Source organism: Segatella asaccharophila (assembly GCF_054687055.1).
Map to the genome: position 1 here is coordinate 179,121 of NZ_BAACAN010000001.1, position 23,082 is coordinate 202,202.

Sequence of the window (23,082 nt, forward strand, 5' to 3'; positions counted from 1 at the left end):
AAAGATAATAATAATTCTTGAAATTCTGAGGATAGGATTTGAAAATCTTACTGATCAGCATGCCTTCAGGTCGTTTTTTACAGAATAAAAGAATCCTTTTTGCACAGATCAATTGAAGTGTGCAAAAATAGACTCTGCTGCCGATCTCTTGTTTGTTGATTTTCTGTTACAGTCGGATAACCTGGCGGACTCCCTTGATCGTCCTCAACTTCCTGATCAGGGAATTTGTTTTTGAGGCATCGCCGATCAAGACTTCGATATTGCCGGAAAACAAACCGTCATGACTGTCTATGTTGATGGATCTCATGGTCAGTTTGTCTTCTTTTGAAATCAAATTAGCAATATTGCTGACGATCCCCAGATCGTCATTGCCGATAATCCGGAGGGTTATCGTATATTGATGGGTCCCCTTTCCGGCCCATTTAGCCTTTACGATACGATAGCCGAAACGCTTCCTGAGCTCCGGTGCATTGGGGCAGTCCATACGGTGAATGGTGATCCCCCCGTTTACCGTGACGAAGCCGAAGATAGGATCACCATAGATGGGGTGGCAGCATTTGGCCAGTTTGTAATCAATGCCTTTCAGGTCCTGGTCAATCGTCAGGACATCCTCTTCATTCATCAAGGCCTCATGGTTAGGATCTTCGAATTCGAATTCCTGAGCACTGCGGGCCTCTTTCTGGTTGTTGACATTGAGATCATGGTCCCTTACTTCCTGATATTTCTCAATAATATCATTAGGGTCCAGACGACCATCTGAGACATCTTTGTAAAAGTCACTGATTTCCTTATATCCTAATTTCTTGATCAGGTGGCCTACCGTACTTTCATCTATGGCTACCTTGCGGTTCTTGAACCGGCGCTCCAGGAGTTCTTTTGCATAGAGACCGTCTTTGACCTGCGTTTCCTTCAGGGCTAATCTGATCTTGGACTTGGCCTTACTCGTGTTCACATAACTCAGCCAGTCCTGTTTGGGCTTCTGGTTGCTCTGTGTCAGCACTTCCACCTGGTCACCCGAATGCAAGGCTTCACGGAAATTGACCACCTTACCGTTGATCCTGGCTCCCACGCAATGATTGCCGATATTGGAATGGATGCGATAGGCTAAATCCAGGACCGTGGAACCCTTGGGGAGTTTCAGCAGATCACCTTTAGGAGTGAAGACATAGACTTCATCTTCATTGAGGTCCATCCTGAACTGGTCCATGAGCTGGAGATTGTCGTTATTCTCCAGGGCAGAGCGGATATTGGCCAGCCATTCATCGATGGCTCCCTCGCTCTTGATGCCCTTGTAGCGCCAGTGTGCAGCCAACCCATGCTCGGCGATCTCGTCCATCCGTTCCGTCCTGATCTGGACTTCCACCCATTTCTTCTCTGGGCCGAGTACGGTGATATGGAGACTTTCATAGCCGTTGGACTTGGGTACGCTCAACCAGTCTCTCAGACGCTTTGGGTTAGGCTGGTACATATCGGTGACGATGGAATAGACTTGCCAGCATTGCATTTTCTCCTGATTGCGCGGGGAGTCAAGGATGATCCGGATGGCAAACAGGTCATAAATACCTTCAAACCCACATTTCTGTTTCTGCATCTTCTGCCAGATGGAATGGATGCTCTTGGTACGGCCCTTGATCCGGAATTGAAGTCCGGCAGCTTCCAGTCTTTCTTTAACCGGTCGTATAAAGCGGTCGATATAGGCATCCCTGGATTTCTTCGTGGCGTTGAGCTTGTCCTTGATCATGTAGTAGGCATCATGATTGAGGTATTTAAGGCTCAGGTCTTCCAGTTCCATCTTCAACCGGTAGAGTCCCAGTTTATGGGCGAGGGGGGCATAGAGATAACTGGCCTCCTCGCTGACTTCCCTGCGGGCTTCCACGGCCTTGGTGTCGCGGATCTGCCGCATCACGTTCACCCGGTCTGCGATCATGATCAGGATGACCCGCATATCTTCGGAAAAAGAAATCAGAAGGTTGCGGAAATTATCACTTTCGATCACGGGGTTCCTTTTATAAAGATCATGGATCCGGGCGAGACCACGGATGATATGTGCTGTGCCGTCGCCATATTGCTCGCTCATCTGCTGGAGCGTATAATAGCCGTTGATCACTCCTTGATAAAGGATGATGGCAAGGACGCCATCCCTTTTCAGGCCGATCTCGTCAACGGCGATCTGTGCGGTCTGTAAAGCGTGCAGGATAGGATTCAGGCCGAAAACATCTCGCTGGAACTGATTGTTTTCGATCCCTTTCTTGATATATTGACGCAATTTCTCCAGGTCATCAGGCTTCATGAAATTCCCGATGGATGCCTCGAGATGATTAATGATATCAATGGCTTCCTTTTTCTCTTCTGGAGTAAAACTGAATCTTTCCTCGTTGTCCATGCGCAGTTTGAGCTAAATTCTATCGCAAAGATAATGTTTTTTATTGAGAAATTTCCGTTTTTCAGAAAAAGTATCTATATTTGTCCTAACTAACCACAAAAGTTAACATCATGTTAGATATTGAAGACTTAAAACAGATATCTGCAAAGGGTATCAGTGTAGAACAAGTCAATCATCAGTTGGATGATATCAAGAACGGTTTCCCTTTCCTCCGTTTGGATTCCGCTGCGGCAGTAGGAAAGGGGATACTGGCACCGAGCCAGGAAGAGGTAGAAACTTATTCCAAGGCATGGGAAGACTATAAGCAAAGAGGCCATCGGATCGTCAAGTTCGTTCCGGCATCTGGTGCGGCCAGCAGGATGTTTAAAAATGTTTTTGCATTTCTCAATGCTGACTATGATGTTCCGACTACTGATTTTGAGAAGACATTTTTTGCAGGGATACATGATTTTGCCTTTTTCGATGTTCTGGATGCGCGATGCGTGAAGAACGAGGGGAAAGGAATAGACCTGTTGATCAAAGATGGCAAGTACAAGGCAATTGCATCCAATCTGCTGAAACCGGAAGGACTTGATTACGGGGAGTTGCCTAAGGGACTGCTCCTTTTCCATAAGTATGCAGACGGACCACGTACGCCGATGGAGGAGCATCTTGTAGAAGCTGCCCTGTATGCAAGCTCTAACGGTGAAGCTCATGTCCATTTCACGGTCAGCCATGATCATCTGCCTCTCTTCGAAGAGAAGGTTGCTGAAAAAGTTGATAAGTATACCAAGAAATACCAGGTGAAGTATGACATTACCTTTTCCGAACAGAAACCGTCGACAGATACCATCGCAGCCAATCCTGACGGCACTCCCTTCCGGAACGATGACGGATCTTTGCTGTTCCGCCCCGGCGGCCATGGTGCCTTGATTGAAAATCTGAACGATATTCAGGCAGATGTCATCTTCATTAAAAATATTGATAATGTCGTTCCGGACCGTTTGAAGGGGGAGACCGTCAAATGGAAGGGCGTATTGGCTGGTGTCCTGGTGACTTTGCAGGAAAGGATATTTGCTTATTTGCGTCTGTTGGACAAGGGTGAATACAACCATAACCAACTTGAAGAGATCATCCGTTTTCTCCAGCGTGACCTGTGCTGCCGTAAACCGGATATCAAGGAACTGGAAGATGCTGAACTTGTCATTTACCTGAAGCAGAAACTGAACCGGCCTATCCGTGTCTGCGGGGTAGTGAAAAATGTGGGGGAACCTGGCGGCGGACCTTTCCTGGCCTATAATCCGGATGGTACCGTCAGCCTCCAGATTCTTGAATCCTCCCAGATCAACCCGGATGATCCGGCTGCCGTCCAGATGTTCCGGCAGGGGACCCATTTTAATCCGGTGGATCTGGTCTGTGCAACGAAAGATAAGAATGGAAAATCATTCCATTTGCCGGACTATGTGGATCCGTCTACCGGTTTTGTAAGTGATAAGAGTAAGAATGGCCATGACTTGAAGGCGTTGGAACTCCCCGGACTATGGAATGGAGCCATGAGTGACTGGAATACGGTTTTTGTCGAGGTTCCTCTGATCACCTTCAATCCGGTGAAAAATGTCAATGACCTTCTTAAAGAGCAACACCAGTAGGGGTGTGCTCTTCTTTCAGGTAAAGAGGGCAGAGTGAGGCGGTTATCCCAGATATTTCGTCAGGATCTTGGCATAACCGCTGTTGCGTATCTTCATAATGCTTTTTTCGCGGATCTGCCTTACCCGCTCGCGGGATAACCCATAGCTCTCGCCAATTTCTTCGAGCCCCTGCTGTGAGCACCCGATACCAAAACTCTTTTTGATAATGGAGATTTCACGTGGCCTGAGGACCTGGTTCAGGATGGAATCAATGTCATAGTTCATGGACTCTTCGTCAGCCCGCTTATCGGTACGGGTATCATCGTCATCGGATGAGAGCATGTCAGCCATCGAGTTGTCATCATCATCGCTGAAGGGGGCGTCAATGCTCATCTCATGATTATCGGCCTTCATGGCCTTGTCTATCTTATCAATATTAATATCCGTCAGTTCTGCCAGTTCATCTGCAGAAGGCTTGCGTTGGTGTTTTTGTTCGAAATTAGAGATCTCTGCATTGATTTTGGAAAGTGCGCCTACTTGATTCAAAGGCAGGCGCACCATCCTGCTCTGTTCGGCCAAAGCCTGCATGATGCTCTGCCGGATCCACCATACAGCGTAGGAGATGAACTTAAAACCTCTGGTCTCATCAAATTTTTCGGCAGCTTTCACCAGCCCTATATTTCCCTCGTCTATGAGATCAGTAAGAGACAACCCCTTATGCTGGTACTGCTTGGCCACGGAGACGACAAAGCGCAAATTCGCACGTACAAGTTTGTCCTTGGCACGTTCTCCTTCCTTGCCCCCTTTCTTGATCTGGCGGGCGAGCTGGGTCTCTTCGTCTACTGAAATCATTGGGATCCGCCCAATTTCTACCAGGTAATTATTCAATGATTCACTAGCACGGTTGGTTATGCTTTTTTGTATTTTCAGTTGTCTCATGTCTTTAGTTTTTTCAAAAGGTTATCGCTGCAAAAAATGTACCAGAACAGCATAAAAAGTAGTTCCTATGGATGCTCATCTCTCTATAAACGCATGATGGTGCAGTTTATTGCAAGAAAAGCAGGGCTTTATACCCATAATTATCGATAATTAACTTAATTCCGCTTTTCATGTTTACGCTTTCATCCTCAGGAGAAGGAACCGTCGGTTATATTCAGAATTTTCTCTGTACTTTCTTTTATTAAGGTCAAAAAAAACACTTGACGGATTCTTTCCCGTCAAGTGTTGTCTGTTTTTATCCCAGGTATTTCATCAGAATCTTCGCATTGCCGCTTTCCCGGATCTTCGCAATGCTTTTTTCCCGGATCTGCCGTACACGCTCCCGCGTCAGTCCGAATTCCTCACCTATTTCTTCGAGGCCACGTTCATGGCATCCTATGCCAAAACAGGCCTTCAGTATTTTCAGTTCGCGGTCTTTCAATACACCATTCAACACCTTGTCCAGGTCTATTTTCATAGATTCATAATCTACCTGGCGGTCTGTCCTGGAATCACTTCCGGAAGCCAGTACGTCAGCCATGGAGTTATCGTCGTCATCTCCGAATGGGGCATCAATGCTCATGTGGTGAGAGTCAGCATTCAGGCTCTGCTCTATCTTGATCTCATCCATGTGCAGGATTTCGGAGAGTTCCTGCACGGAAGGGCGGCGGTTATGCTTCTGGACAAATTTGCTCGTGGCCTGACTGATCTTGCTCACGGCACCTACCTGGTTCAAGGGCAGGCGGACGATCCGGCTTTGCTCGGCAATGGCCTGCATGATGCTCTGGCGAATCCACCATACTGCGTACGAGATGAATTTAAAGCCACGGGTTTCGTCAAATTTTTCAGCAGCTTTGACCAGCCCGATGTTCCCCTCGTCAATAAGGTCAGTCAGGGAAAGTCCCTGATGCTGGTATTGCTTGGCTACGGAGACTACAAACCGCAGGTTCGCGCGGACTAATTTTTCCTTAGCCCGTTCGCCCCCTCTGCCACCTTTCCTGATCTTTTCAGCCAGTTCGATTTCATCATCTACGGTGATCATTGGTTCACGCGCAATTTCAGCCAGGTATTTATCAAGAGCCTCGCTCGAACGATTTGTAATACTTCTGTTGATTTTCAGTTGTCTCATTCCCATTACCTCAAACTATCTTTTTTTTGATATCCTATTGTATATAACTGCATTTCGCCTTACTCTATTCAAAATGCGAATGCAAAATTAGCAAATAAAATCGATACATTTGTCAATATATAAGAAATTCTTCCTTTTCAGTTGCAAACATTGTACACTTTTTACTTTTTTCAAGTTTTCGTTCTTCACTATTTGTTTTTTTACCTACCTTTGCAAGCAAAAGACGAAGAAGAAGTGCATATCGCAATAGCAGGAAATATCGGGAGTGGGAAGACGACCTTGACGAATATGCTGTCCCGTCATTATGGCTGGAAGAAATTGCTGGAGGCGGTGGAGCAGAATCCTTATATCGAGGAGTACTATCAGGATATTCCGCGCTGGTCGTTCAACATGGAAGTGTATTTCCTGAAGCAACGGTTCCGGGATTTACTGAAAATCCGGGATACTGACCAGACGGTGGTCCAGGACCGTACCATTTTTGAAGGGGTCTATGTCTTTGCAGCTAACAATAAGGCGATGGGATTCCTGAATGATACGGATTTCAATACCTATATGGCACTTTTCCAATGTATGATGTCAGTGGTCAAATTACCAGACCTGATGATTTACCTGCGTTCTTCCGTACCCCATCTGGTCAGGAACATCGAGAAAAGGGACCGCAGCTATGAGCGGACCATCACTCTGGATTATCTGACTAATCTGAACCTGCTCTATGAGGATTTTATCTTCCATCATTATAAAGGCCGGACAATGGTCGTGGAAGTTGATGCGATCGACTTTGAGCATCTGCCTCGTGATTTCGGGAAGATTACGGATCGGATTGATGCAGAACTCTATGGTCTGTTCTCCTCTGCACAAAAGCCGGTTCCGCCGGTCCTTTAATTATATTTTCTGTTGAATCAATTTATCTTAACTCTCTGAAAAAATGCATATTGCAGTTGCTGGAAACATAGGCGCAGGAAAGACTACGCTGACGGAAATGCTGGCTAAACGTTATGGGTGGAAAGCTCATTTCGAGCCAGTGAACAATAATCCTTACCTTGAGGAGTATTACAAGGACATGAAGCGCTGGTCCTTTAATATCCAGATTTATTTTCTCAGCAAACGTTTTAAGGACGTTGTTGAAATTTTGAAGAGCAAGGACACGATCATCCAGGACCGAACGATATTTGAAGATGCCCGTATCTTTGCTCCTAACCTCCATGACATGGGGCTGATGAGCGATTGTGATTTTGACAATTATATCGATCTGTTCGATCTGATGGTTTCCTTGGTCCGATTACCGGATTTGCTGATCTATATCCGTTCTTCCGTGCCTACCCTTGTCGACCATATTGAAAGGCGGGGCAGAGAGTACGAAAAGGGAATCCGCATTGATTATCTGAAAGGACTGAATGACCGCTACGAGAAATGGATTGATGGATACAAGGGCAATCTGATGGTGGTTGATGGAGATCGTCTCCGTTTTCAGGAGAATATTGAGGATTTCCGGAAAATTACAGATCGTATAGACAGTGAACTCTATGGTCTGTTCCCGTTGGATAAGGGTGCTTGTCCCATCAGATTTTAAAATTCAAACTTGTTTTCTGTCCTTATCGTTATATCTCCGGCAGGATGATATGCACCATCGGGGCCATCTCAATGTACCATCGGAACTATCTCTATGTACCATTGGGGGCATCTGTATGTACCATTGGGGGCATCTGTATGTACCATTGGGGGCATCCCGGTGTACCATTGAGGCATTTTCTGATCACAATCGTGAAAGTCCGCAGACAGAGATCTTAACATGAATTCAGAAGGTGTTCTTGTGTCGAAAGAGAGGACCGGTGATCAGAAAAGAAAGAAAAATCCTGTGGAATTCAATTATATTGTGTACCTTTGCAAATGACAGTTGGTTCATATACCATTGATCAAAAAGGGAATCAGGTAAAAAACCTGAACAGTCCCGCTGCTGTGTGCAGCCTTTTTTGAGCGGAACATTTCACCACTGGGCATTGCCGGGAAGGTGGTTCCGTGACCAGGCTGCAAGTCAGAAGACCTGCCAGTTGTCTGTTTTCTTGTTCCTTCCGAGGAGAGGGACCAGGACTCATCCGAGTGAATAAAATTTGCGAGATTTCATGAATAGAATTCTCATTACGGCTCTTGCGATGATGGCAGGAGCCAGTGTGTTACCGGCGCAGACCCCGAAAGATACATTACGTTCTCACCTACTTCAGGATGTGGAAGTAAAAGCTGCCTCCATACCATCCCCATTGAAATCCGGTTCGCCGGTACAGGTTATGGACCGTTCTCAGATGGAAAGGATGGGAGTGGCAGATGTGTCTGAAGCCTTAAAGCATTTTGCAGGGGTCCAGGTCCAGGACTACGGAGGAGTAGGAGGGCTGAAGACCGTAAATATCCGGGGACTCGGTGCCCAGCATACCGGCGTATGCTATGACGGCGTCGAAGTAGGCGACTGCCAGTCCGGACAGGTAGACCTCTCCCGTTTTACCCTGGAGAATGTCTCGTGGCTGTATCTGACCATCGGTCAGCAGGATGATATTTACGAGAGTGCCCGGCAATATGCCTCTGCGGGTACCATCAATATCATTACTGATCAGGAAGAACGTTTCAATCCTGTTCATCCCTTTACCGGTTCCGGAACGATAAAGACCGGTTCGTACAGCCTCTTCCAGCCCTCCTTCCTGACTTCCGGATGGATAGGCAGCAAACTCCGTCTTTCGTCCTATTTCAGTGACCAGCATGTCGACGGCAATTACCGTTATCATCTCATGAACGGTACCCATGAAATCGATGAGAAGCGGAACAACAGCAGGGTGGACGCATGGCGGGGAGAGATGAACCTGGCCTGGCTGATCGGCCCTCGCCAAGACCTTCATGTCAAGGTCTATGGGTTCGATTCCAAACGCGGGCTTCCCGGCGGGATCATTTATGACAATACCTATAGTGCCGAGAAGCTCACGGACAAGAACGTGTTCATACAGGCCTTCTATGAGAATCGCTTCTCTGGCCGTTTCAAGATGAAGTCGGCCGCTAAGTGGAATTATTCCTGGATGCGCGATTTCAATGTCCCAGCTTCAGGACCGACAGAGGACCGGTTCCGCCAGAATGAGGTCTATCTCACTTCTACAGGGCTGTATCATTTCACGCGGAGGCTGAGTGGCTCCGTGGCCCAGGACTGCCAGTACAACTATCTGTCTACCACTCTGCGCAATTGCCCTTATCCATCCCGTCACAGTTCTCTGACCGCCACAGCCGTAAAATATGCGACGGACAGGATGACCGCCACGGCCTCCCTTCTCTATACCTATATCCATGAGCAGGTGAGGAAAGGAAATGCAGCTCCGAACCTGCACCGCCTGAGTCTGGCCTTCAGCCTGTCATGGCAACCCTTTGCGGAGGCACTCCGTTTCCGCCTTTCCTATAAGGACATTTTCAGAGCTCCCACGCTGAATGATCTCTATTACCTGCTCATCGGCAATACCCACTTGAGGCCGGAGAAGACAAGGCAGTGGAATCTCGGCGTCACCTGGACACGCCATCTGTCCAGGATCGTCGATCATATCACCTTTACAGCCGATTCCTATTATGGTCTGGTAACGGATAAGATCGTTGCCGTACCGACCATGTTTATCTGGAAAATGACCAATTTGGGAAAGGTGCGCTCCCTGGGAGCAGACGTGACCATGAACGCCAGTCTCATCTGGTGCAAAGGGTGGTCCTCTGATCTTCTGCTGACATACGATTACCTGCATGCCGTGGACAGGACCACCCGCGGAAGTGCCACGTATAATAACCAGATCGCTTATACCCCGCGGAATGCGGGGAGTGCCAGCGTGATGATCCATTCCCCATGGGCTGACTTGACCTATAACCTGGTACTGACGGGCACGAGGTATACAATGAACTACAACGGACCGGAAAACCATCTGCCGAGCATCCTGGACCATAGCCTGTCCCTTTCCAGAAGTTTCCCTCTCCGAAGGCATACCCTGCGCCTGCAATTGGATGTCCTGAACCTTGGGGGAAAGAACTATGAGGTCATCCGGTTTTATCCCATGTCTGGAACCAGTTTCCGCCTGCAGGCAGAATGGAAATTCTAAAAGGGAGTAATGTGATGGTATCATTCTTATCATCAGATCATCAGAACAGAATAATCAATTTTAAGTATAAGGAAAAATGAAGAAGAATGTATGGAAACTGCCCCTGCTTTTAGCGGCGCTTTTGAGTCTGGCAGCTTGTAGCAATGACGATGACACAAAATCAATTACTGATTCCAATGCCACCTCTACCACAAATTATGCCTATATCGTGAACAATGGCAACTGGAATGCGAATGATGGAGCAGTCATGAGCCTCAATATGTCTGACAAATCATGGGTGATGAAGGACATCTACAAGGCCTGCAACGGCAAGGGTATCGGGGATGCCCAGGACCTGGCGATCGCAGATGGCCAACTCTTTGTCACCTCGACCACCGGTGATAAGGTCGAAGTCTTGAAGATGGACGGGGAAATTATCAAGACGGTGCCCATGAAGAACCGGTCTCCACGTTATATCATCGCTGATGGCAACGAGGTGTATTTCACAGCCTATTCCGGTTATGTCTACCGGATGAATGCCAGCAACTATACCGTTGATGACAGTGTGCAGGTGGGGGATCATCCTGAAGCCCTGGCGGTTGCCGACGGTAAGATCTATGTAGCCAATTCCGGCTATGGGACAGGGAACACGGTGAGTGTCATCGATGAAGCTTCTTTCAAGAAGACCAAGGATATACAGGTGGCTCTGGATCCTTATAACCAGATGATCGCCGTGGGCAGCAAAGTGTTCCTGATCAGTGATCTGGACTTTACGGATAATCTGCTCCAGGTCATTGATGTTGCTACCGGCAAGGTGACCTCTCTCACATCCGCTTCCACCATGGCTTACGATCCGCTGTCCTCATCCCTGGTCTGCATCTTTGACGCCTATTCTTCCACAAAGCCGAAGCCGACCTATTTCCGCTATGACCTCTCTACCGGTAAGACAACGAGTCTGTCAGGACTGAGCATCGTCAAGGATCCTGGTCAGGTGAGCGTCGATCCTTCCACGGGTCAGATTTATGTGGTCGATAATGAAAGTTACAGTGCTCCTTGTTCCATTTATGTCTTTGACAGCAACGGTAACAAATTGCGCACGCTGACAAATGTAGGATATGGTACCGAGCAGGTTGTGTTCAATCCGAATGGCAAGGTCAACTAAACTCCTGACGGAATGAAGAATCTGCGATATATCCTTTCCTTTGCTGTCTGTGCCCTCCTTGCTGCCTGTGGAGGTTCCCGCACGGGAGATTCAGGGGCAGGAGGAGACACTATTGCCTTTAAGTATGCCCGGGACATTTCCCTCGTCAGATATGAGGGCTATACTGTGGCTAAGATCAGGAATCCCTGGAAAAACGGGCAATTATTGCATACTTATATCCTCATACCGAAAACAGAGAAGCCGGTCCCTTGTCATCTGCCTCCCGGAGACCAGATCCGCATACCCGTCAGCCGCAGTGTCATCTCGACGACAGCCCATTGCCAACTTCTGGAGTATCTTCATGCCGCGGATGCTATCGCAGGGGTCTGTGACCTGAAATATATCCTTATCCCGGACATTCAGAACCGGGTGAAGAGAGGAAAGATTGCCGATTGTGGCAATAGTATGTCCCCGACGATCGAGAGGATCATCAGTTTGAAACCCCAGGCTCTGTTCCTTTCACCGTTTGATAACAGCGGGGGATATGGCAAGGTCCAGACATTGGGAATTCCCATTGTGGAATGTGCTGACTATATGGAGACCTCTCCCCTTGGCAGGGCCGAATGGATGAAGTTTTACGGTCTGCTTTTCGGTTGTGAGAAAAGGGCTGATTCCCTGTTCCTTGTCGTGAGTCGTACTTATCAATCCCTGGAGCGGAAGGCTGCTGCATTGCCTGTCGGACGATCTATCCTGACGGAGCGCAAGACGGGCAGTGTATGGTATTGCCCCGGCGGGGAAAGTACGGTGGGGCGGATGATTGCAGACGCCCACGGACAGTATGCCTTTGCCCGGGACAAACACAGTGGGAGTCTGTCGCTGTCTTTCGAGCAGGTCCTGGACAAAGCCGGAAATGCTGACGTCTGGGCATTCAAATATGACGGTGCTCAGCCGATGACAAAAGCCCAACTTCTCCAGGAATATCCGGGATATAGAGCATTGAAAGCTTTTCGGACCGGAGAGATCTACGAATGTAACAGTTCGACGGTTCCGTATTTTGAGCAGACGCCTTTCCGGCCCGATTTCCTCTTGAAGGATCTGATCCAGATGCTTCATCCAGGAGTAGATTTGGGAGGATTGCTGTATTATCAGCATCTGAGATAGATTTTCAAGTTATCTGGCGATCAGGACATAGAATAATTTTTCCATTTCAAAAAGAATAGGTACTTTTGTACAATTGTGAGCAGAGGGGTGAAATATTGTATCCTGGCAGGCATCCTCATGTTGATCCTGTTTGTCTTGAATCTGGCTGTCGGAAGCGTGAAGATTCCGATAGGTGATGTTGTGAGAATCCTGTCAGGAAACGGTCAGGAGAATGATACCTGGCGTTTTATCATCATTGACTCCCGGTTGCCGCAAGCCATAACCGCCACTTTAGCCGGTTCTGCTCTTGCCGTGAGCGGCCTGCTTCTGCAGTCGGCCTTTCGAAATCCCCTTGCCGGTCCTGACATCTTCGGGATCAACAGTGGCGCAGGGCTTGCTGTTGCCATTGTCATGCTGCTTATGGGGGGCACGGTCACGGCCGGATCTTACAGCATCTCCGGGTTCATGGCCGTTTTGTCCGGAGCCTTTATCGGGGCAATGGCCGTCACGGGCATCATTTTCTTCTTTTCTACTCTTGTGCATAGTTCCGTGATGCTCCTGATTATCGGCATCATGATCGGTTATCTGTCCAGTTCGGCCATATCCCTGCTCAATTTCTTTGCGTCCGATCAAGGTGTGAAGTCGTATATGGTGTGGGGAATGGGGAATTTCGGAAATGTATCGTTGCAGGATCTGCCGGTGTTTGTGACCGTTACGCTGGCAGGACTCCTCTTTTCCATCCTGCTGATCAAGCCGTTGAACGCCATTCTCCTCGGTGAACAGTATGCCGAGAATCTGGGTATTTCCACACGGAAGGTGCGCAATTGGCTGTTGATCGTTACGGGAATCCTCACTGCTGTCACTACCGCATTCTGTGGTCCGATAGCTTTTATCGGTCTGGCTACACCACATATTGCTCGTTTGATCCTTACGACAGCCAATCACAGGCAATTGCTCCCGGCAACACTCCTGACAGGTTCCATTATAGCGTTATTCTGCAATATGATCTGTTGCTTACCCGGTGATAATGGGATTATTCCACTCAATGCCGTCACTCCTCTGATTGGGGCTCCGGTTATTATCTATGTGATTGCGAAGAAAAGATGAATATCAGAAAATAAGATTATGGTTAAGATTTATACGAAGAAAGGTGATGGCGGACAAACTTCCCTGAGACAGGGATTGCGAGTTTCCAAAGATGATATCCGCATTGAAACCAATGGAGAGATTGACGAACTCAATTCACTCATTGGGGTGGTCACTGCCTTATTGGGTGAAGATCGTGAGCAGAAGGAAGAGTTGCAGGATATCCAGACTCATCTGATGCAGATTATGAGCATTATCGCTATGCCTGCTGGAAATTCTGTCGATGATATTTTCCTAATAAAGGACACGGAGCAACTGGAGCATCAAATCGATGAACTATCGGGTGATAAAAAATTCCATTTTGTACTTCCTGGTGGCACTCTCTTATCGGCTTGTCTGCATCTGGCGCGAAGTAAAACTCGTACCTGCGAACGCCGCCTATGGACACTCAACCGTTCTTATCCGATAGATAAAAGTATCCTGAGATATATGAATCGCTTAAGTGATTATTTCTTCGCATTGGCTTTGTGCATGAAATGAATTTTTAGCAGAATCTCTTTTCAGACCCTCTGGCAAAAGATGCCTTGGCTATCTTGGCAGGAACGTGGATTCCTGAATAATGTGCCATAGGTAATCATTAGAAAAATGGTCTAAGGTTTATATACTTAATAAAGTATAAATTAATGTATATAGATATAAAATAAATATGTCATAATAAATATGTATTTTTATTAGTACTTAATCTATTTGCTCAAAGGAGTAGAAAAATGAATTATATATACGGTGTTAAAGAAAATATATAGTCTAATATTCCATTCTGCTAACCAATACTAAAAGGAGGTGTATTAATGAAATTTTTGAGATAGTTTAAAGGAATAAGTTAGTGAAGAAGTATATCTTTCTTCAGTTTATACATTTATTAACTAATTTAAAGTATTATTATCATGAAGAAATATTTATATTTATTATTTTTTGGCATCATTTTTATGTTCATATCCTGTAGCTCTTCGGATGATCATACGGAAACAATAACTGTAGCATCTTCCAGAGCCACCTATTATGATCCAGAACTTGGAAAGCAAGAACCCTGTTTCTTAATCAAGAAAAAAACAAATGACAGTTGGGATGGATCCATAATCATAGATGACTTCAGCTATGAGCCAGGATTTGAATATACATTGAAAGTCCAACCGACAGGCTTTCGTACTGAATATCAGGGATATGTGTGTCTGAAAGTACTATCCAAAGTACCAAAGAAATCAGACAACCTTCCATCTAATCTGTGGGATAAGTGATCCTGTCTGAGATTAGTTATGATGCGCGTATATTCGTTTCTTGAGTTCAACAAGTTGGGCTCTTGCCCGTTCTCCTGCTTTTTCACCCCGTCGTATCATCTTCCGAATCTTCCGAAGAGAAAAACTGGTCGCGTCAAACTCCTTCAGGTCTGGGTGGATATATACATCACAGTCCTTGACATTCTGGTTATATTTGATCAGGTCAGGGCGTCGTTTCAGCCATTCCAGGAGAAGGCGAAATCCTTTCAGATGATAATTCATGGTTTTCTCTTTTACTTCTTGTTTTTCCTGTGCCAGATCTATAGCTATGACCACATCGGCCCCCATAGTCCGTACCACGTCAACAGGCAGGTTATTCAATGCACCACCGTCAATGAGTTGATAGTTTCCTATCTGCACAGGTTTGTAAATGCCCGGTATAGACATGCTGGCACGCATTGCCTGCGACAGCCGGCCGCAGGTGAGGTCCACCTCTTTCATGGTAGACAAGTCAAAGGCAACGCTACAGAAGGGAATAGGGAGCTTTCGGAAATCCATCGAATCAGGCCGTTGGGTAAGACGGTCAAAGAGGGCGGTCAAACTGTCACCTTTTATTACTCCGAGATTCCGGCCATCTGATTTGTCCTTTTTCCTGCCTACAGGATAACCGAAGAAATAGGTTATACCCTTCCTCTTCCTCAGGATGTCCGTATGATATTCTACATTCCGGTCAGCCAGAAGTGTCTTCCAGTCCCTGGAGCAGAAGAGCGTATCAAGGTCAGCGGAACGATAGCCACAGGCGTAAAGTCCTCCGACGATGGATCCAATACTTGTTCCGGCAATATAATCAATTGGGATTCCCACCTCTTCAATGATCTTCAGCGCTCCCGCTTCAGCAGCCCCCTTGGCGCCCCCGCCCCCGAGGACCAGTCCGACCTTCAGCCTTTCCCTGCCTTCGGGATTCCCCGCGCCGGCGGGAAGAGCGAGCGCAAGGACCATCAGAATGAGAATGAATTTTCTGGTTTTCATCTTTCCTTATTAACTTGACAGTTGCAAAGGTACGATTTTGTCCTATTTTGTTCCTCTGATTTTGCCCTCATATTTGTTAAAGATAGTGAATGAATTCTTCCGATCTCATTCTATTTGCCTATCTTTGTGAATGAGAATAATAAAAATCACTTTATTATGAACGATCAGAAAACCATACAGAAACTCATCAATGATAATCAGGGATATGTCCATTCCCTGGCCCTCAACTATCTGAATCAAGGATTAGATCTGGAAGATCTGGTAGGAGAAGGAAATATGGGGATGATCAAGGCAGCCCAGACCTTTGATTCGAGCAAGTCCAAGCGTTTTGTAAACTATGCGTCAGGATTTATAAAGGGATCTATAGAAAAGGCATTGAAAAGTTATGGGTTAAAAGCTACGAGAAGCCTGGATGAAAAAGTGCCCAGAGGCAGTCAGAGCAGCACGATGAGGCTCCAGCATGTCCTGGAAGACAAGAATACTCCCCGAACGGACGAGCGATTACAGGCAGATGCCGATTCAGACGATGTCAGGAAACTCCTCTCCGTACTGGATGACAGGGAGCGTATTGTCATTCGCAGCCTTTATGGAATAGGAGAGGACCGGCTCACGATGGCGCAGACAGGGGAGAAGAACGGATGGAAACGTGAGCGTGTACGCCAGATCAGGGACAAGGCCTTGAAGAAGTTAAGCAAGGCCTCTGCACTTCTTCCGATACTGTGAATCAGGAGGTGTTCCCGCGATAGAGGATCATGAGAGGTGGAGAACAAAATTTTTTATAGAAATAATCGAATATTCTGTCTTGTTTTTTCTCCATTAAAAAGATTTATACTATCTTTGCGACTGATTTAGATAAGAACATTTTCAAAGATTAATGACTTATGGATAAAGACGAAAAAGAACCTGCAGCCAGCCAAGAGGAAAATAGGAAAGTTGAGCCACATATAACCTATACGGATTACAGTGTAATCCCTTCTTCCGGTATCTATCAATTCATAAAATGCCGTCAGGGCAGTCAATGGGTAGTCTTGAAGGGGTTGAAAGAGCCTTACCGGGATAAGATCCAGGAGCAGAATGTCTTGAAAAAGGAGTTCAGGCTAGCCCAGCACCTGGATCATCCGCATATAGAGAAATATATAGATTTCATTGATCATCCCGATTACGGGAAGTGCATTGTCCTGGAATATGTGGAGGGCAGGTCTTTAAAGGAATATATTGCAGAGCGACATACCCCGGATGAGAAAAAAGAGGTTGTCGAGCAGATTGCGGATGCCCTGAACTATATCCATGGGAAGAATATCGTCCATCGCAACTTGAAACCTTCCAACATATTACTCACGAAAGACAATCAGGTGAAGTTGATTGACTTTCGGGTTTCCTATGCTGATAACCTCTCTGAACCTTCCAGTTCATTAAGGTATGCAGCCCCCGAGCAACGCGACGGGACCATATCCGTGGATGGCAGGACAGACATCTATTCACTGGGAATGATCATGAAGGATCTCGGTCTCTATGCAGAATATCCGGACGTCATTGACAGATGCTGCCGTTTTGGCCGTTCGGAGCGCTATCTGGACATTGACTCTTTCCTCAGGGATTTGAATCATGAGGGAGGAGAGGGGAACTCGAAGAAAAAGAGTGTCCTTCTGATTGTGATCATCATCATAGCCATCATTTTAGTGGCAGTCATACTCTTTTCCAAGAATGGCTCACCCTCCAGTGAAAAGGCTTCTACACCAACCGTGGCTGTAAAGGACACGACAGATACCGTGCCGGCAAGCAAGACAGCTATCTCTGAGCCCAAGGCGGCCAAGGCACCTGCGGATACGACCAGTCAGGCAGCAGCGGGCAACCTGGATGCAGCCATTCAGGCAAAGGTGACGACAGGTCTGGATAAAATCTTCCGCGTTTATTTTGCCCAGAAGCAGAGCGGTAACCTCGACTTGAGGCAGATGCATAAGGATATTAGAAATTACTATAAGAGTTTTCTACGTACCCAGAACGTTCCAGCAGAAGAGCGTCAGGCTTTTGATGCAGCCTTCTCCAACTATGTCAAGCAGAAAACGACATTGCTCAATCAGTAACGGCGTGATTTGGAATGAATAGTTCTGGAACCAAGCTAATTATTCATGATTAAATTCTCAGATGTAACTACGACAGATCAGGCGTTCATCCAACAGTACACGTTGTGGGGGAGACGAAAAAATTGTGATCTGTCGTTTGCTAATATTATCAGCTGGCGTTTTCTTTATGATACCCAGTATGCCATCATTGATGACTATTTGATTTTTCGTTTTCATGCCGGGCGTCATCTGGCCTATATGGCACCCATTCCCAGGCCACAGGCGCAAGGGGATGGAACTTATTTTGTCCCGGAAGGGATCAGATGTCCGGTTTCGGTCATCAAGCAGATGAGGGAGGATTCCATAGCCATGGGCCACCCTTTTCTAATGGTCGGAGTAGGGAGGGATCTGGTTGAATTGCTGGAAGAGGCTTTGCCCGGAGTTTTTGTCTGCTCCCCGCAAAGAGACTTCTTTGACTATATTTATTCCCGTGACAAACTGTCAAAGTTGAGCGGTAAGAAATTACAGAGCAAGCGCAATCATATCAACAAGTTTAAAACCCTTTATCCGGACTATGAGTATCGGCCCTTGACAAAGGATCTCATACCCCAGTGTCTGGAGCTTGAAGCCAGATGGCGGAAAAATATGTATGAGGCCGCAGAGAAGAATTCCGAAGAACTCGAACTCTCTGAGGAATTGCGTTCCATGACCAGGACTTTTCTATATTGGGACCACCTTGCCACTATAGGCGGAACGATTTTTGTAAAGGGACAGTTGGTCGCATTTACTTTTGGGTGTCCCATCAACCAAGATACATTTGATGTCTGTGTGGAAAAGGCTGATGTCAATTATGAAGGCGCTTTCTCTATTATCAACCAGGAATTTGTCAGGCATCTGCCCGATCAGTATCAGTATATCAACCGGGAAGAGGATCTTGGGGATGAAGGACTCAGGCGTTCAAAGCTTTCCTATAAACCGGATCTCCTGCTGGAAAAATATTCCGTTACGGAGAAGCAGCCGTTGGCTCAGTTTGTCGACCAGAACCGGATCAAGAAAGAGACTGAGGAGCTCTGGCGCAAGACCTTCGGTGATCCGGAAGCCTTCATCCGTCTGTATTTTGACCAGGTGTATCAAAGTGAGTACAATATTGTCAGCCAGATAGGCGGGAAAGTAGTGGGAGCACTCCAGACGCTGCCCTATCAGATGCTTTTTCAAGGCAGTATTGTAAAGACAGCTTATATCAGTGGAGTGAGCGTGGACGAAGCCTATCGCAAGCAGAACATCGGCACGAGTCTGATGCAGCAGGCACATGATGCCTTGTACTATGAGGGTGTGATCTTTGCCACCCTGATCCCTGCAGAATCATGGCTCTACGACTGGTATGCTTCCTGCGGATATGTCCACGACATTACTTGTACCCCTCCTCCTGACGGAATCCGGACGATGACTTTTGACGAATTCAACTCCTGGCAGAGATCCAGGAAATGTATCCTGCTTCATGATCAGGCCAACTATCATATCATCCAGGAGGATCTGCGGCGGATGGGGGATGCGCCTCTTCAGCAGCATCCCATTCCTGCTATGATACGGGTGATCAATGCCCGGAAAGCACTCGGCGTCTATGCCCGTCTGCATCCCACGGCTAAGATGAATTTCCGGATCTATAATGATCGTCATGTGAGGATGAACAACCAGTACATACAGGTCGAAAATGGTAAGGCCCAATCCACAGACCACCCTCTGGCAGATGCCAGGGTGATGACCATTAATGAACTTGCGGCCTTTATCTTTGCGGAGGAGTCACCGGAGATGAACCTGATGCTCAACTGACAGATCAATGGAAGGGTCGTTGCCCGTTCTTGTCAGAACGGGTCTCAGGAAAGGGAAAAGAAGATAGGCAAGTCATCCTGTTTGTGGATGCTGCCTATCTTCTTTTTTCGTAAATTCCCACTACAGAATTGATGTAAATCAAGATTTAAGTCGTTTCCGTAAGTAAAACGATGATTACTGATTGTTTTTTCACTTTTCAGCCTATCTTTGCATCTGTGTTTTTCATGGTATTAGATTATTAAGGTTAAAGATTGGTTGTCGTGAGATAACTAATCTTTTTTTTATGCTTAAAACGGAAAGAATAATTTCCTTTTTAGGTTAAAATGGGTTAACGTATGCCCCGAAATCACAAAAAGTTTTTAGTTTTGTAAATGAACATGGAAGAATACTTTCAAAAAATCAAACTTATTTAAAATGGAAAGAGTAAAAACTTTAATTATTGGCAGTGGTCCTGCCGGTTATACAGCAGCTATTTATGCAGGAAGATCCAATTTGTCACCTGTCTTATATTCCGGCCTGCAGCCGGGGGGACAGTTGACGACCACCACTCTTGTAGAAAATTTTCCCGGCTATCCAGATGGGGTAGACGGAAATCAACTGATGATGGACTTGAAAGAACAGGCCTCCAGATTCGGTGCTGAGATCCGTGACGGAAGCATTGCCAAAGTAGATTTCTCCAAGCGTCCTTATCTGTTGACAGATGATGATGGTAAAGAGATTTCAGCAGACACCGTCATTATTGCTACAGGCGCTTCTGCAAAATACCTTGGACTCCCTGATGAGAAAAAATATGCCGGACAAGGGGTCAGTGCATGCGCAACGTGTGACGGCTTTTTTTACCGGAAGAAAATCGTAGCCGTAGTAGGTGGAGGAGATACTGCCTGTGAAGAAGCAATGTACCTCTCCTCGCTGGCTGAAAAAGTATATATTATCGTCCGCAAACCTTATCTCCGGGCAACGGACATCATGCAGGACCGTGTGAAGAAACAGTCGAATATAGAGATTTTGTTTGAAACAAACACACTGGGATTATATGGTGAAAAGGGCGTTGAAGGTGCACATCTGGTCTACAGAAAAGGTGAGACAGATGAACGGAAATATGACCTGCCTATCGATGGTTTCTTCCTGGGGATAGGACACAAGCCCAATGTTCAACTGTTTAAGAACTGGCTGCAACTTGATGATAAGGGCTATGTCCAGGTAAAACCTGGCACCTGTCAGACTTCATTGCCCGGCGTATTCGCAGCAGGAGATGTAGCTGATTCAGTCTATCAGCAAGGTGTCGTAGCTGCCGGAACAGGAGCGATGGCAGCCATTGAAGCTGACCGCTTCCTGCAGTCGTGAAAGATTGAAACTTTTTCTTATATTTAAAGAGGACCGATGTCTAAAGGTTACCGGATCCTCTTTTTTGTTTCCAAAAGTTTTATTTTTTGCTGTTTTCTGTTCCAGATTTCATTAATTATTTGTACATTTGTGAGTCAGAAGTGGTTAAGTCAAGATGAAAGCGGACAAGAAGGTCAAAGTAAGAGAGATCCTGGATAGTTATTTGACTACCAGTCATCATCGTCGGACTCCGGAAAGATATGCCATTCTTGATGCCGTTTACAAAATGACCGGATATTTCTCACTTACCGATCTGGAAGCCAGACTGGAGGAAAATGATTTCCGGGTCAGCAGAGCGACTCTTTATAATACGATGCATCTGTTCGTGGTCTTGAGACTCGTCAGGTGCCACCATTTCCATGAGCAAACGCTCTATGAAGCGAGCTATGATAATGACTGCAACTGTTTTCAGATTTGTTCGATCTGCGGAAAGATCACGGTCCTGCATTCACCGAAAATAGATCAGTTGGTAAATGAATTAAAATTAAAACGCTTTCACAAAGATGGATTCTCTCTGTATATCTATGGTGTATGTTCAACGTGTCAGGCAAAATTGACCCGCAGCAGAACACAGAAGACAAAAAAATCAAAATTATCAAATAAGAAATGAACACAGGTAAAGTTGATGTCCTACTCGGCTTGCAGTGGGGCGATGAAGGAAAAGGCAAGGTTGTTGATGTCCTCACACCAAATTATAATGTGGTCGCTCGTTTTCAGGGAGGTCCCAATGCCGGGCACACCCTTGAGTTTGAAGGCCAGAAATATGTACTCCGTTCCATTCCTTCCGGCATCTTCCAGGGCGGGAAGATCAATATCATCGGTAATGGTGTTGTCCTCGCGCCGGATCTTTTCATGGATGAAGCCAAGGAATTGGAAAAGAGCGGTCATCCGCTGAGCAATCGCCTTCATATATCCAAGAAGGCCCATCTGATCATGCCTACTCACCGTATCCTCGACCGTGCACTCGAAGCTGCTAAGGGAAAGAATAAAGTAGGTACGACAGGCAAAGGTATCGGGCCTGCCTATACGGATAAGGTCAGCCGTAACGGTCTGCGTGTAGGGGATATTCTGGATCATTTCGAAGAGAAATATGCAGCCCATAAATCCCGTCATCTCCTGATGCTCAAGGCTCTGGGCTGGACCGACCTTGCAAGTTTGAGCCAGGATGAGGCAAGATGGATGGAAGGGATCCGTTACATGAAGCAGTTCAAATTGGTGGACAGCGAATTTGAGGTAAATGATCTGCTCCGTTCAGGAAAGAATATCCTTTGTGAAGGTGCCCAGGGGACAATGCTGGATGTGGACTTTGGCTCCTATCCATTTGTGACGTCCAGCAACACCATCTGTGCCGGTGCCTGTGTCGGTCTTGGATTAGGACCGAACAAGATAGGGAATGTCTTTGGGATCACAAAGGCTTATTGCACACGTGTGGGCTCCGGACCGTTCCCGACGGAACTTTTCGACTCAACGGGGAAGAAAATCCGTGAACTGGGACATGAATTCGGAGCTGTGACGGGACGTGAGCGCCGCTGCGGCTGGATCGATCTGGTCCAACTCCGCTATTCGGTCATGATCGACGGAGTTACTCAACTCATTCTGATGAAGAGTGACGTCCTGGATGATTTTGATACCATCAAGGCCTGTGTCGGCTATCGCCTGAAAAATGGTGAAACGACAAGGGACCTTCCTTATGATCTTCAGGGGGTTGAACCTGTATATAAAGAGATACGCGGATGGAAAACCGATCTGACGAAGTGTACGACCGAGGACCAATTGCCACAGTCTTTTAAAGATTATATCAAATTCATTGAAGATTTTCTGGAAACTCCAGTATCCATCATTTCATTAGGCCCCGACCGGGAGGCCACGATTGTAAGATCATAAAACTTGAATGCGATCCCATGAAAAGGCCATCAGTGGTCTATGGGATCGCATTATCATTTGTAATCATAAA

20 protein-coding genes and 1 riboswitch are annotated in these 23,082 nt (G+C 46.6%); of the genes, 16 read left to right on the forward strand and 4 right to left on the reverse strand.

The window, feature by feature from the left end; genetic code table 11:
- Positions 1–166 precede the first annotated feature (166 nt).
- Positions 167–2,383, reverse strand: coding sequence for a RelA/SpoT family protein (locus ACYRYG_RS00720; protein ID WP_293417101.1), 2,217 nt, complete (start codon positions 2,381–2,383; stop codon positions 167–169).
- Positions 2,384–2,493: 110 nt separating this feature from the next.
- Between ACYRYG_RS00720 and ACYRYG_RS00725 the strand changes: the two genes are divergently transcribed.
- The gene (locus ACYRYG_RS00725) at positions 2,494–4,011 is read left to right on the forward strand and encodes a DUF4301 family protein (protein WP_293417099.1); all 1,518 of its coding nucleotides are present in this window, start codon (positions 2,494–2,496) and stop codon (positions 4,009–4,011) included.
- 42 nt (positions 4,012–4,053) lie between these two features.
- On the opposite strand, the gene ACYRYG_RS00730 is transcribed toward ACYRYG_RS00725, so the two are convergent.
- On the reverse strand, positions 4,054–4,929 hold the full coding sequence (locus ACYRYG_RS00730; RefSeq protein ID WP_293417097.1) for a sigma-70 family RNA polymerase sigma factor: 876 nt from the start codon (positions 4,927–4,929) through the stop codon (positions 4,054–4,056).
- A gap of 295 nt (positions 4,930–5,224) precedes the next feature.
- Positions 5,225–6,097: a sigma-70 family RNA polymerase sigma factor gene (locus ACYRYG_RS00735; protein ID WP_293417095.1), complete on the reverse strand. Its 873-nt coding sequence runs from the start codon at positions 6,095–6,097 to the stop codon at positions 5,225–5,227.
- A 234-nt stretch (positions 6,098–6,331) separates the two neighbouring features.
- On the opposite strand from ACYRYG_RS00735, the gene ACYRYG_RS00740 reads away from it, so the two are divergent.
- The 9 genes from ACYRYG_RS00740 (at position 6,332) to ACYRYG_RS00780 (ending at position 14,844) form a co-directional block, all read left to right on the forward strand.
- On the forward strand, positions 6,332–6,979 hold the full coding sequence (locus ACYRYG_RS00740) for a deoxynucleoside kinase (protein WP_293417093.1): 648 nt from the start codon (positions 6,332–6,334) through the stop codon (positions 6,977–6,979).
- 43 nt (positions 6,980–7,022) lie between these two features.
- Entirely contained in the window at positions 7,023–7,667 is a 645-nt protein-coding gene (locus tag ACYRYG_RS00745; protein ID WP_293428927.1) for a deoxynucleoside kinase, read from the forward strand.
- 44 nt (positions 7,668–7,711) lie between these two features.
- A complete protein-coding gene (locus ACYRYG_RS00750; RefSeq protein ID WP_460197318.1) occupies positions 7,712–7,885 on the forward strand; it encodes a hypothetical protein in 174 nt (57 codons plus the stop codon).
- Positions 7,886–7,975: 90 nt separating this feature from the next.
- Positions 7,976–8,160: riboswitch (cobalamin riboswitch) on the forward strand.
- Between the two features lie 57 nt (positions 8,161–8,217).
- Positions 8,218–10,203 (forward strand): TonB-dependent receptor plug domain-containing protein, encoded by a 1,986-nt coding sequence (locus tag ACYRYG_RS00755; protein WP_460197319.1) that lies wholly within the window; start codon positions 8,218–8,220, stop codon positions 10,201–10,203.
- 76 nt (positions 10,204–10,279) lie between these two features.
- Entirely contained in the window at positions 10,280–11,344 is a 1,065-nt protein-coding gene (locus tag ACYRYG_RS00760; RefSeq protein ID WP_293422728.1) for a YncE family protein, read from the forward strand.
- A 12-nt stretch (positions 11,345–11,356) separates the two neighbouring features.
- Positions 11,357–12,484: an ABC transporter substrate-binding protein gene (locus ACYRYG_RS00765; RefSeq protein ID WP_294075741.1), complete on the forward strand. Its 1,128-nt coding sequence runs from the start codon at positions 11,357–11,359 to the stop codon at positions 12,482–12,484.
- Positions 12,485–12,559: 75 nt separating this feature from the next.
- Positions 12,560–13,570, forward strand: coding sequence for an iron chelate uptake ABC transporter family permease subunit (locus ACYRYG_RS00770; protein ID WP_293426748.1), 1,011 nt, complete (start codon positions 12,560–12,562; stop codon positions 13,568–13,570).
- Between the two features lie 18 nt (positions 13,571–13,588).
- A complete protein-coding gene (locus ACYRYG_RS00775; protein WP_294076985.1) occupies positions 13,589–14,089 on the forward strand; it encodes a cob(I)yrinic acid a,c-diamide adenosyltransferase in 501 nt (166 codons plus the stop codon).
- A gap of 404 nt (positions 14,090–14,493) precedes the next feature.
- On the forward strand, positions 14,494–14,844 hold the full coding sequence (locus ACYRYG_RS00780; RefSeq protein WP_293418643.1) for a DUF4377 domain-containing protein: 351 nt from the start codon (positions 14,494–14,496) through the stop codon (positions 14,842–14,844).
- A gap of 12 nt (positions 14,845–14,856) precedes the next feature.
- On the opposite strand, the gene ACYRYG_RS00785 is transcribed toward ACYRYG_RS00780, so the two are convergent.
- Entirely contained in the window at positions 14,857–15,852 is a 996-nt protein-coding gene (locus tag ACYRYG_RS00785; RefSeq protein WP_293418641.1) for a patatin-like phospholipase family protein, read from the reverse strand.
- Positions 15,853–16,008: 156 nt separating this feature from the next.
- Here ACYRYG_RS00785 and ACYRYG_RS00790 point away from each other — a divergent pair, with 156 nt between their 5' ends.
- From ACYRYG_RS00790 to ACYRYG_RS00815, 6 genes are all read left to right on the forward strand, one after another.
- Positions 16,009–16,575 carry a sigma-70 family RNA polymerase sigma factor gene (locus ACYRYG_RS00790; RefSeq protein ID WP_293418639.1) on the forward strand — a complete coding sequence of 189 codons (567 nt, stop codon included), beginning with the start codon at positions 16,009–16,011 and terminating at the stop codon, positions 16,573–16,575.
- Positions 16,576–16,733: 158 nt separating this feature from the next.
- Positions 16,734–17,936: a serine/threonine-protein kinase gene (locus tag ACYRYG_RS00795; RefSeq protein ID WP_293418637.1), complete on the forward strand. Its 1,203-nt coding sequence runs from the start codon at positions 16,734–16,736 to the stop codon at positions 17,934–17,936.
- Positions 17,937–17,981: 45 nt separating this feature from the next.
- Positions 17,982–19,745, forward strand: a complete 1,764-nt coding sequence (locus ACYRYG_RS00800; RefSeq protein WP_460197320.1) for a GNAT family N-acetyltransferase — start codon at positions 17,982–17,984, stop codon at positions 19,743–19,745.
- A 414-nt stretch (positions 19,746–20,159) separates the two neighbouring features.
- Positions 20,160–21,089 (forward strand): thioredoxin-disulfide reductase, encoded by a 930-nt coding sequence (gene trxB / locus ACYRYG_RS00805; protein ID WP_293418633.1) that lies wholly within the window; start codon positions 20,160–20,162, stop codon positions 21,087–21,089.
- A 154-nt stretch (positions 21,090–21,243) separates the two neighbouring features.
- On the forward strand, positions 21,244–21,738 hold the full coding sequence (locus ACYRYG_RS00810) for a Fur family transcriptional regulator (RefSeq protein WP_293418631.1): 495 nt from the start codon (positions 21,244–21,246) through the stop codon (positions 21,736–21,738).
- The gene (locus tag ACYRYG_RS00815) at positions 21,735–23,012 is read left to right on the forward strand and encodes an adenylosuccinate synthase (RefSeq protein ID WP_460197322.1); all 1,278 of its coding nucleotides are present in this window, start codon (positions 21,735–21,737) and stop codon (positions 23,010–23,012) included. Before ACYRYG_RS00810 ends, ACYRYG_RS00815 begins: the two co-directional genes overlap by 4 nt.
- Positions 23,013–23,082: the final 70 nt, after the last annotated feature.

Bases quoted from the DNA above. Each gene is read 5' to 3' on its own strand.
- ACYRYG_RS00720 (WP_293417101.1), bottom strand. From the start codon at position 2,383: ATGGACAACGAGGAAAGATTCAGTTTTACTCCAGAAGAGAAAAAGGAA.
- ACYRYG_RS00725 (WP_293417099.1), top strand. From the start codon at position 2,494: ATGTTAGATATTGAAGACTTAAAACAGATATCTGCAAAGGGTATCAGT.
- ACYRYG_RS00730 (WP_293417097.1), bottom strand. From the start codon at position 4,929: ATGAGACAACTGAAAATACAAAAAAGCATAACCAACCGTGCTAGTGAA.
- ACYRYG_RS00735 (WP_293417095.1), bottom strand. From the start codon at position 6,097: ATGAGACAACTGAAAATCAACAGAAGTATTACAAATCGTTCGAGCGAG.
- ACYRYG_RS00745 (WP_293428927.1), top strand. From the start codon at position 7,023: ATGCATATTGCAGTTGCTGGAAACATAGGCGCAGGAAAGACTACGCTG.
- ACYRYG_RS00750 (WP_460197318.1), top strand. From the start codon at position 7,712: ATGATATGCACCATCGGGGCCATCTCAATGTACCATCGGAACTATCTC.
- ACYRYG_RS00755 (WP_460197319.1), top strand. From the start codon at position 8,218: ATGAATAGAATTCTCATTACGGCTCTTGCGATGATGGCAGGAGCCAGT.
- ACYRYG_RS00760 (WP_293422728.1), top strand. From the start codon at position 10,280: ATGAAGAAGAATGTATGGAAACTGCCCCTGCTTTTAGCGGCGCTTTTG.
- ACYRYG_RS00765 (WP_294075741.1), top strand. From the start codon at position 11,357: ATGAAGAATCTGCGATATATCCTTTCCTTTGCTGTCTGTGCCCTCCTT.
- ACYRYG_RS00775 (WP_294076985.1), top strand. From the start codon at position 13,589: ATGGTTAAGATTTATACGAAGAAAGGTGATGGCGGACAAACTTCCCTG.
- ACYRYG_RS00780 (WP_293418643.1), top strand. From the start codon at position 14,494: ATGAAGAAATATTTATATTTATTATTTTTTGGCATCATTTTTATGTTC.
- ACYRYG_RS00785 (WP_293418641.1), bottom strand. From the start codon at position 15,852: ATGAAAACCAGAAAATTCATTCTCATTCTGATGGTCCTTGCGCTCGCT.
- ACYRYG_RS00790 (WP_293418639.1), top strand. From the start codon at position 16,009: ATGAACGATCAGAAAACCATACAGAAACTCATCAATGATAATCAGGGA.
- ACYRYG_RS00795 (WP_293418637.1), top strand. From the start codon at position 16,734: ATGGATAAAGACGAAAAAGAACCTGCAGCCAGCCAAGAGGAAAATAGG.
- ACYRYG_RS00800 (WP_460197320.1), top strand. From the start codon at position 17,982: ATGATTAAATTCTCAGATGTAACTACGACAGATCAGGCGTTCATCCAA.
- trxB (WP_293418633.1), top strand. From the start codon at position 20,160: ATGGAAAGAGTAAAAACTTTAATTATTGGCAGTGGTCCTGCCGGTTAT.
- ACYRYG_RS00810 (WP_293418631.1), top strand. From the start codon at position 21,244: ATGAAAGCGGACAAGAAGGTCAAAGTAAGAGAGATCCTGGATAGTTAT.
- ACYRYG_RS00815 (WP_460197322.1), top strand. From the start codon at position 21,735: ATGAACACAGGTAAAGTTGATGTCCTACTCGGCTTGCAGTGGGGCGAT.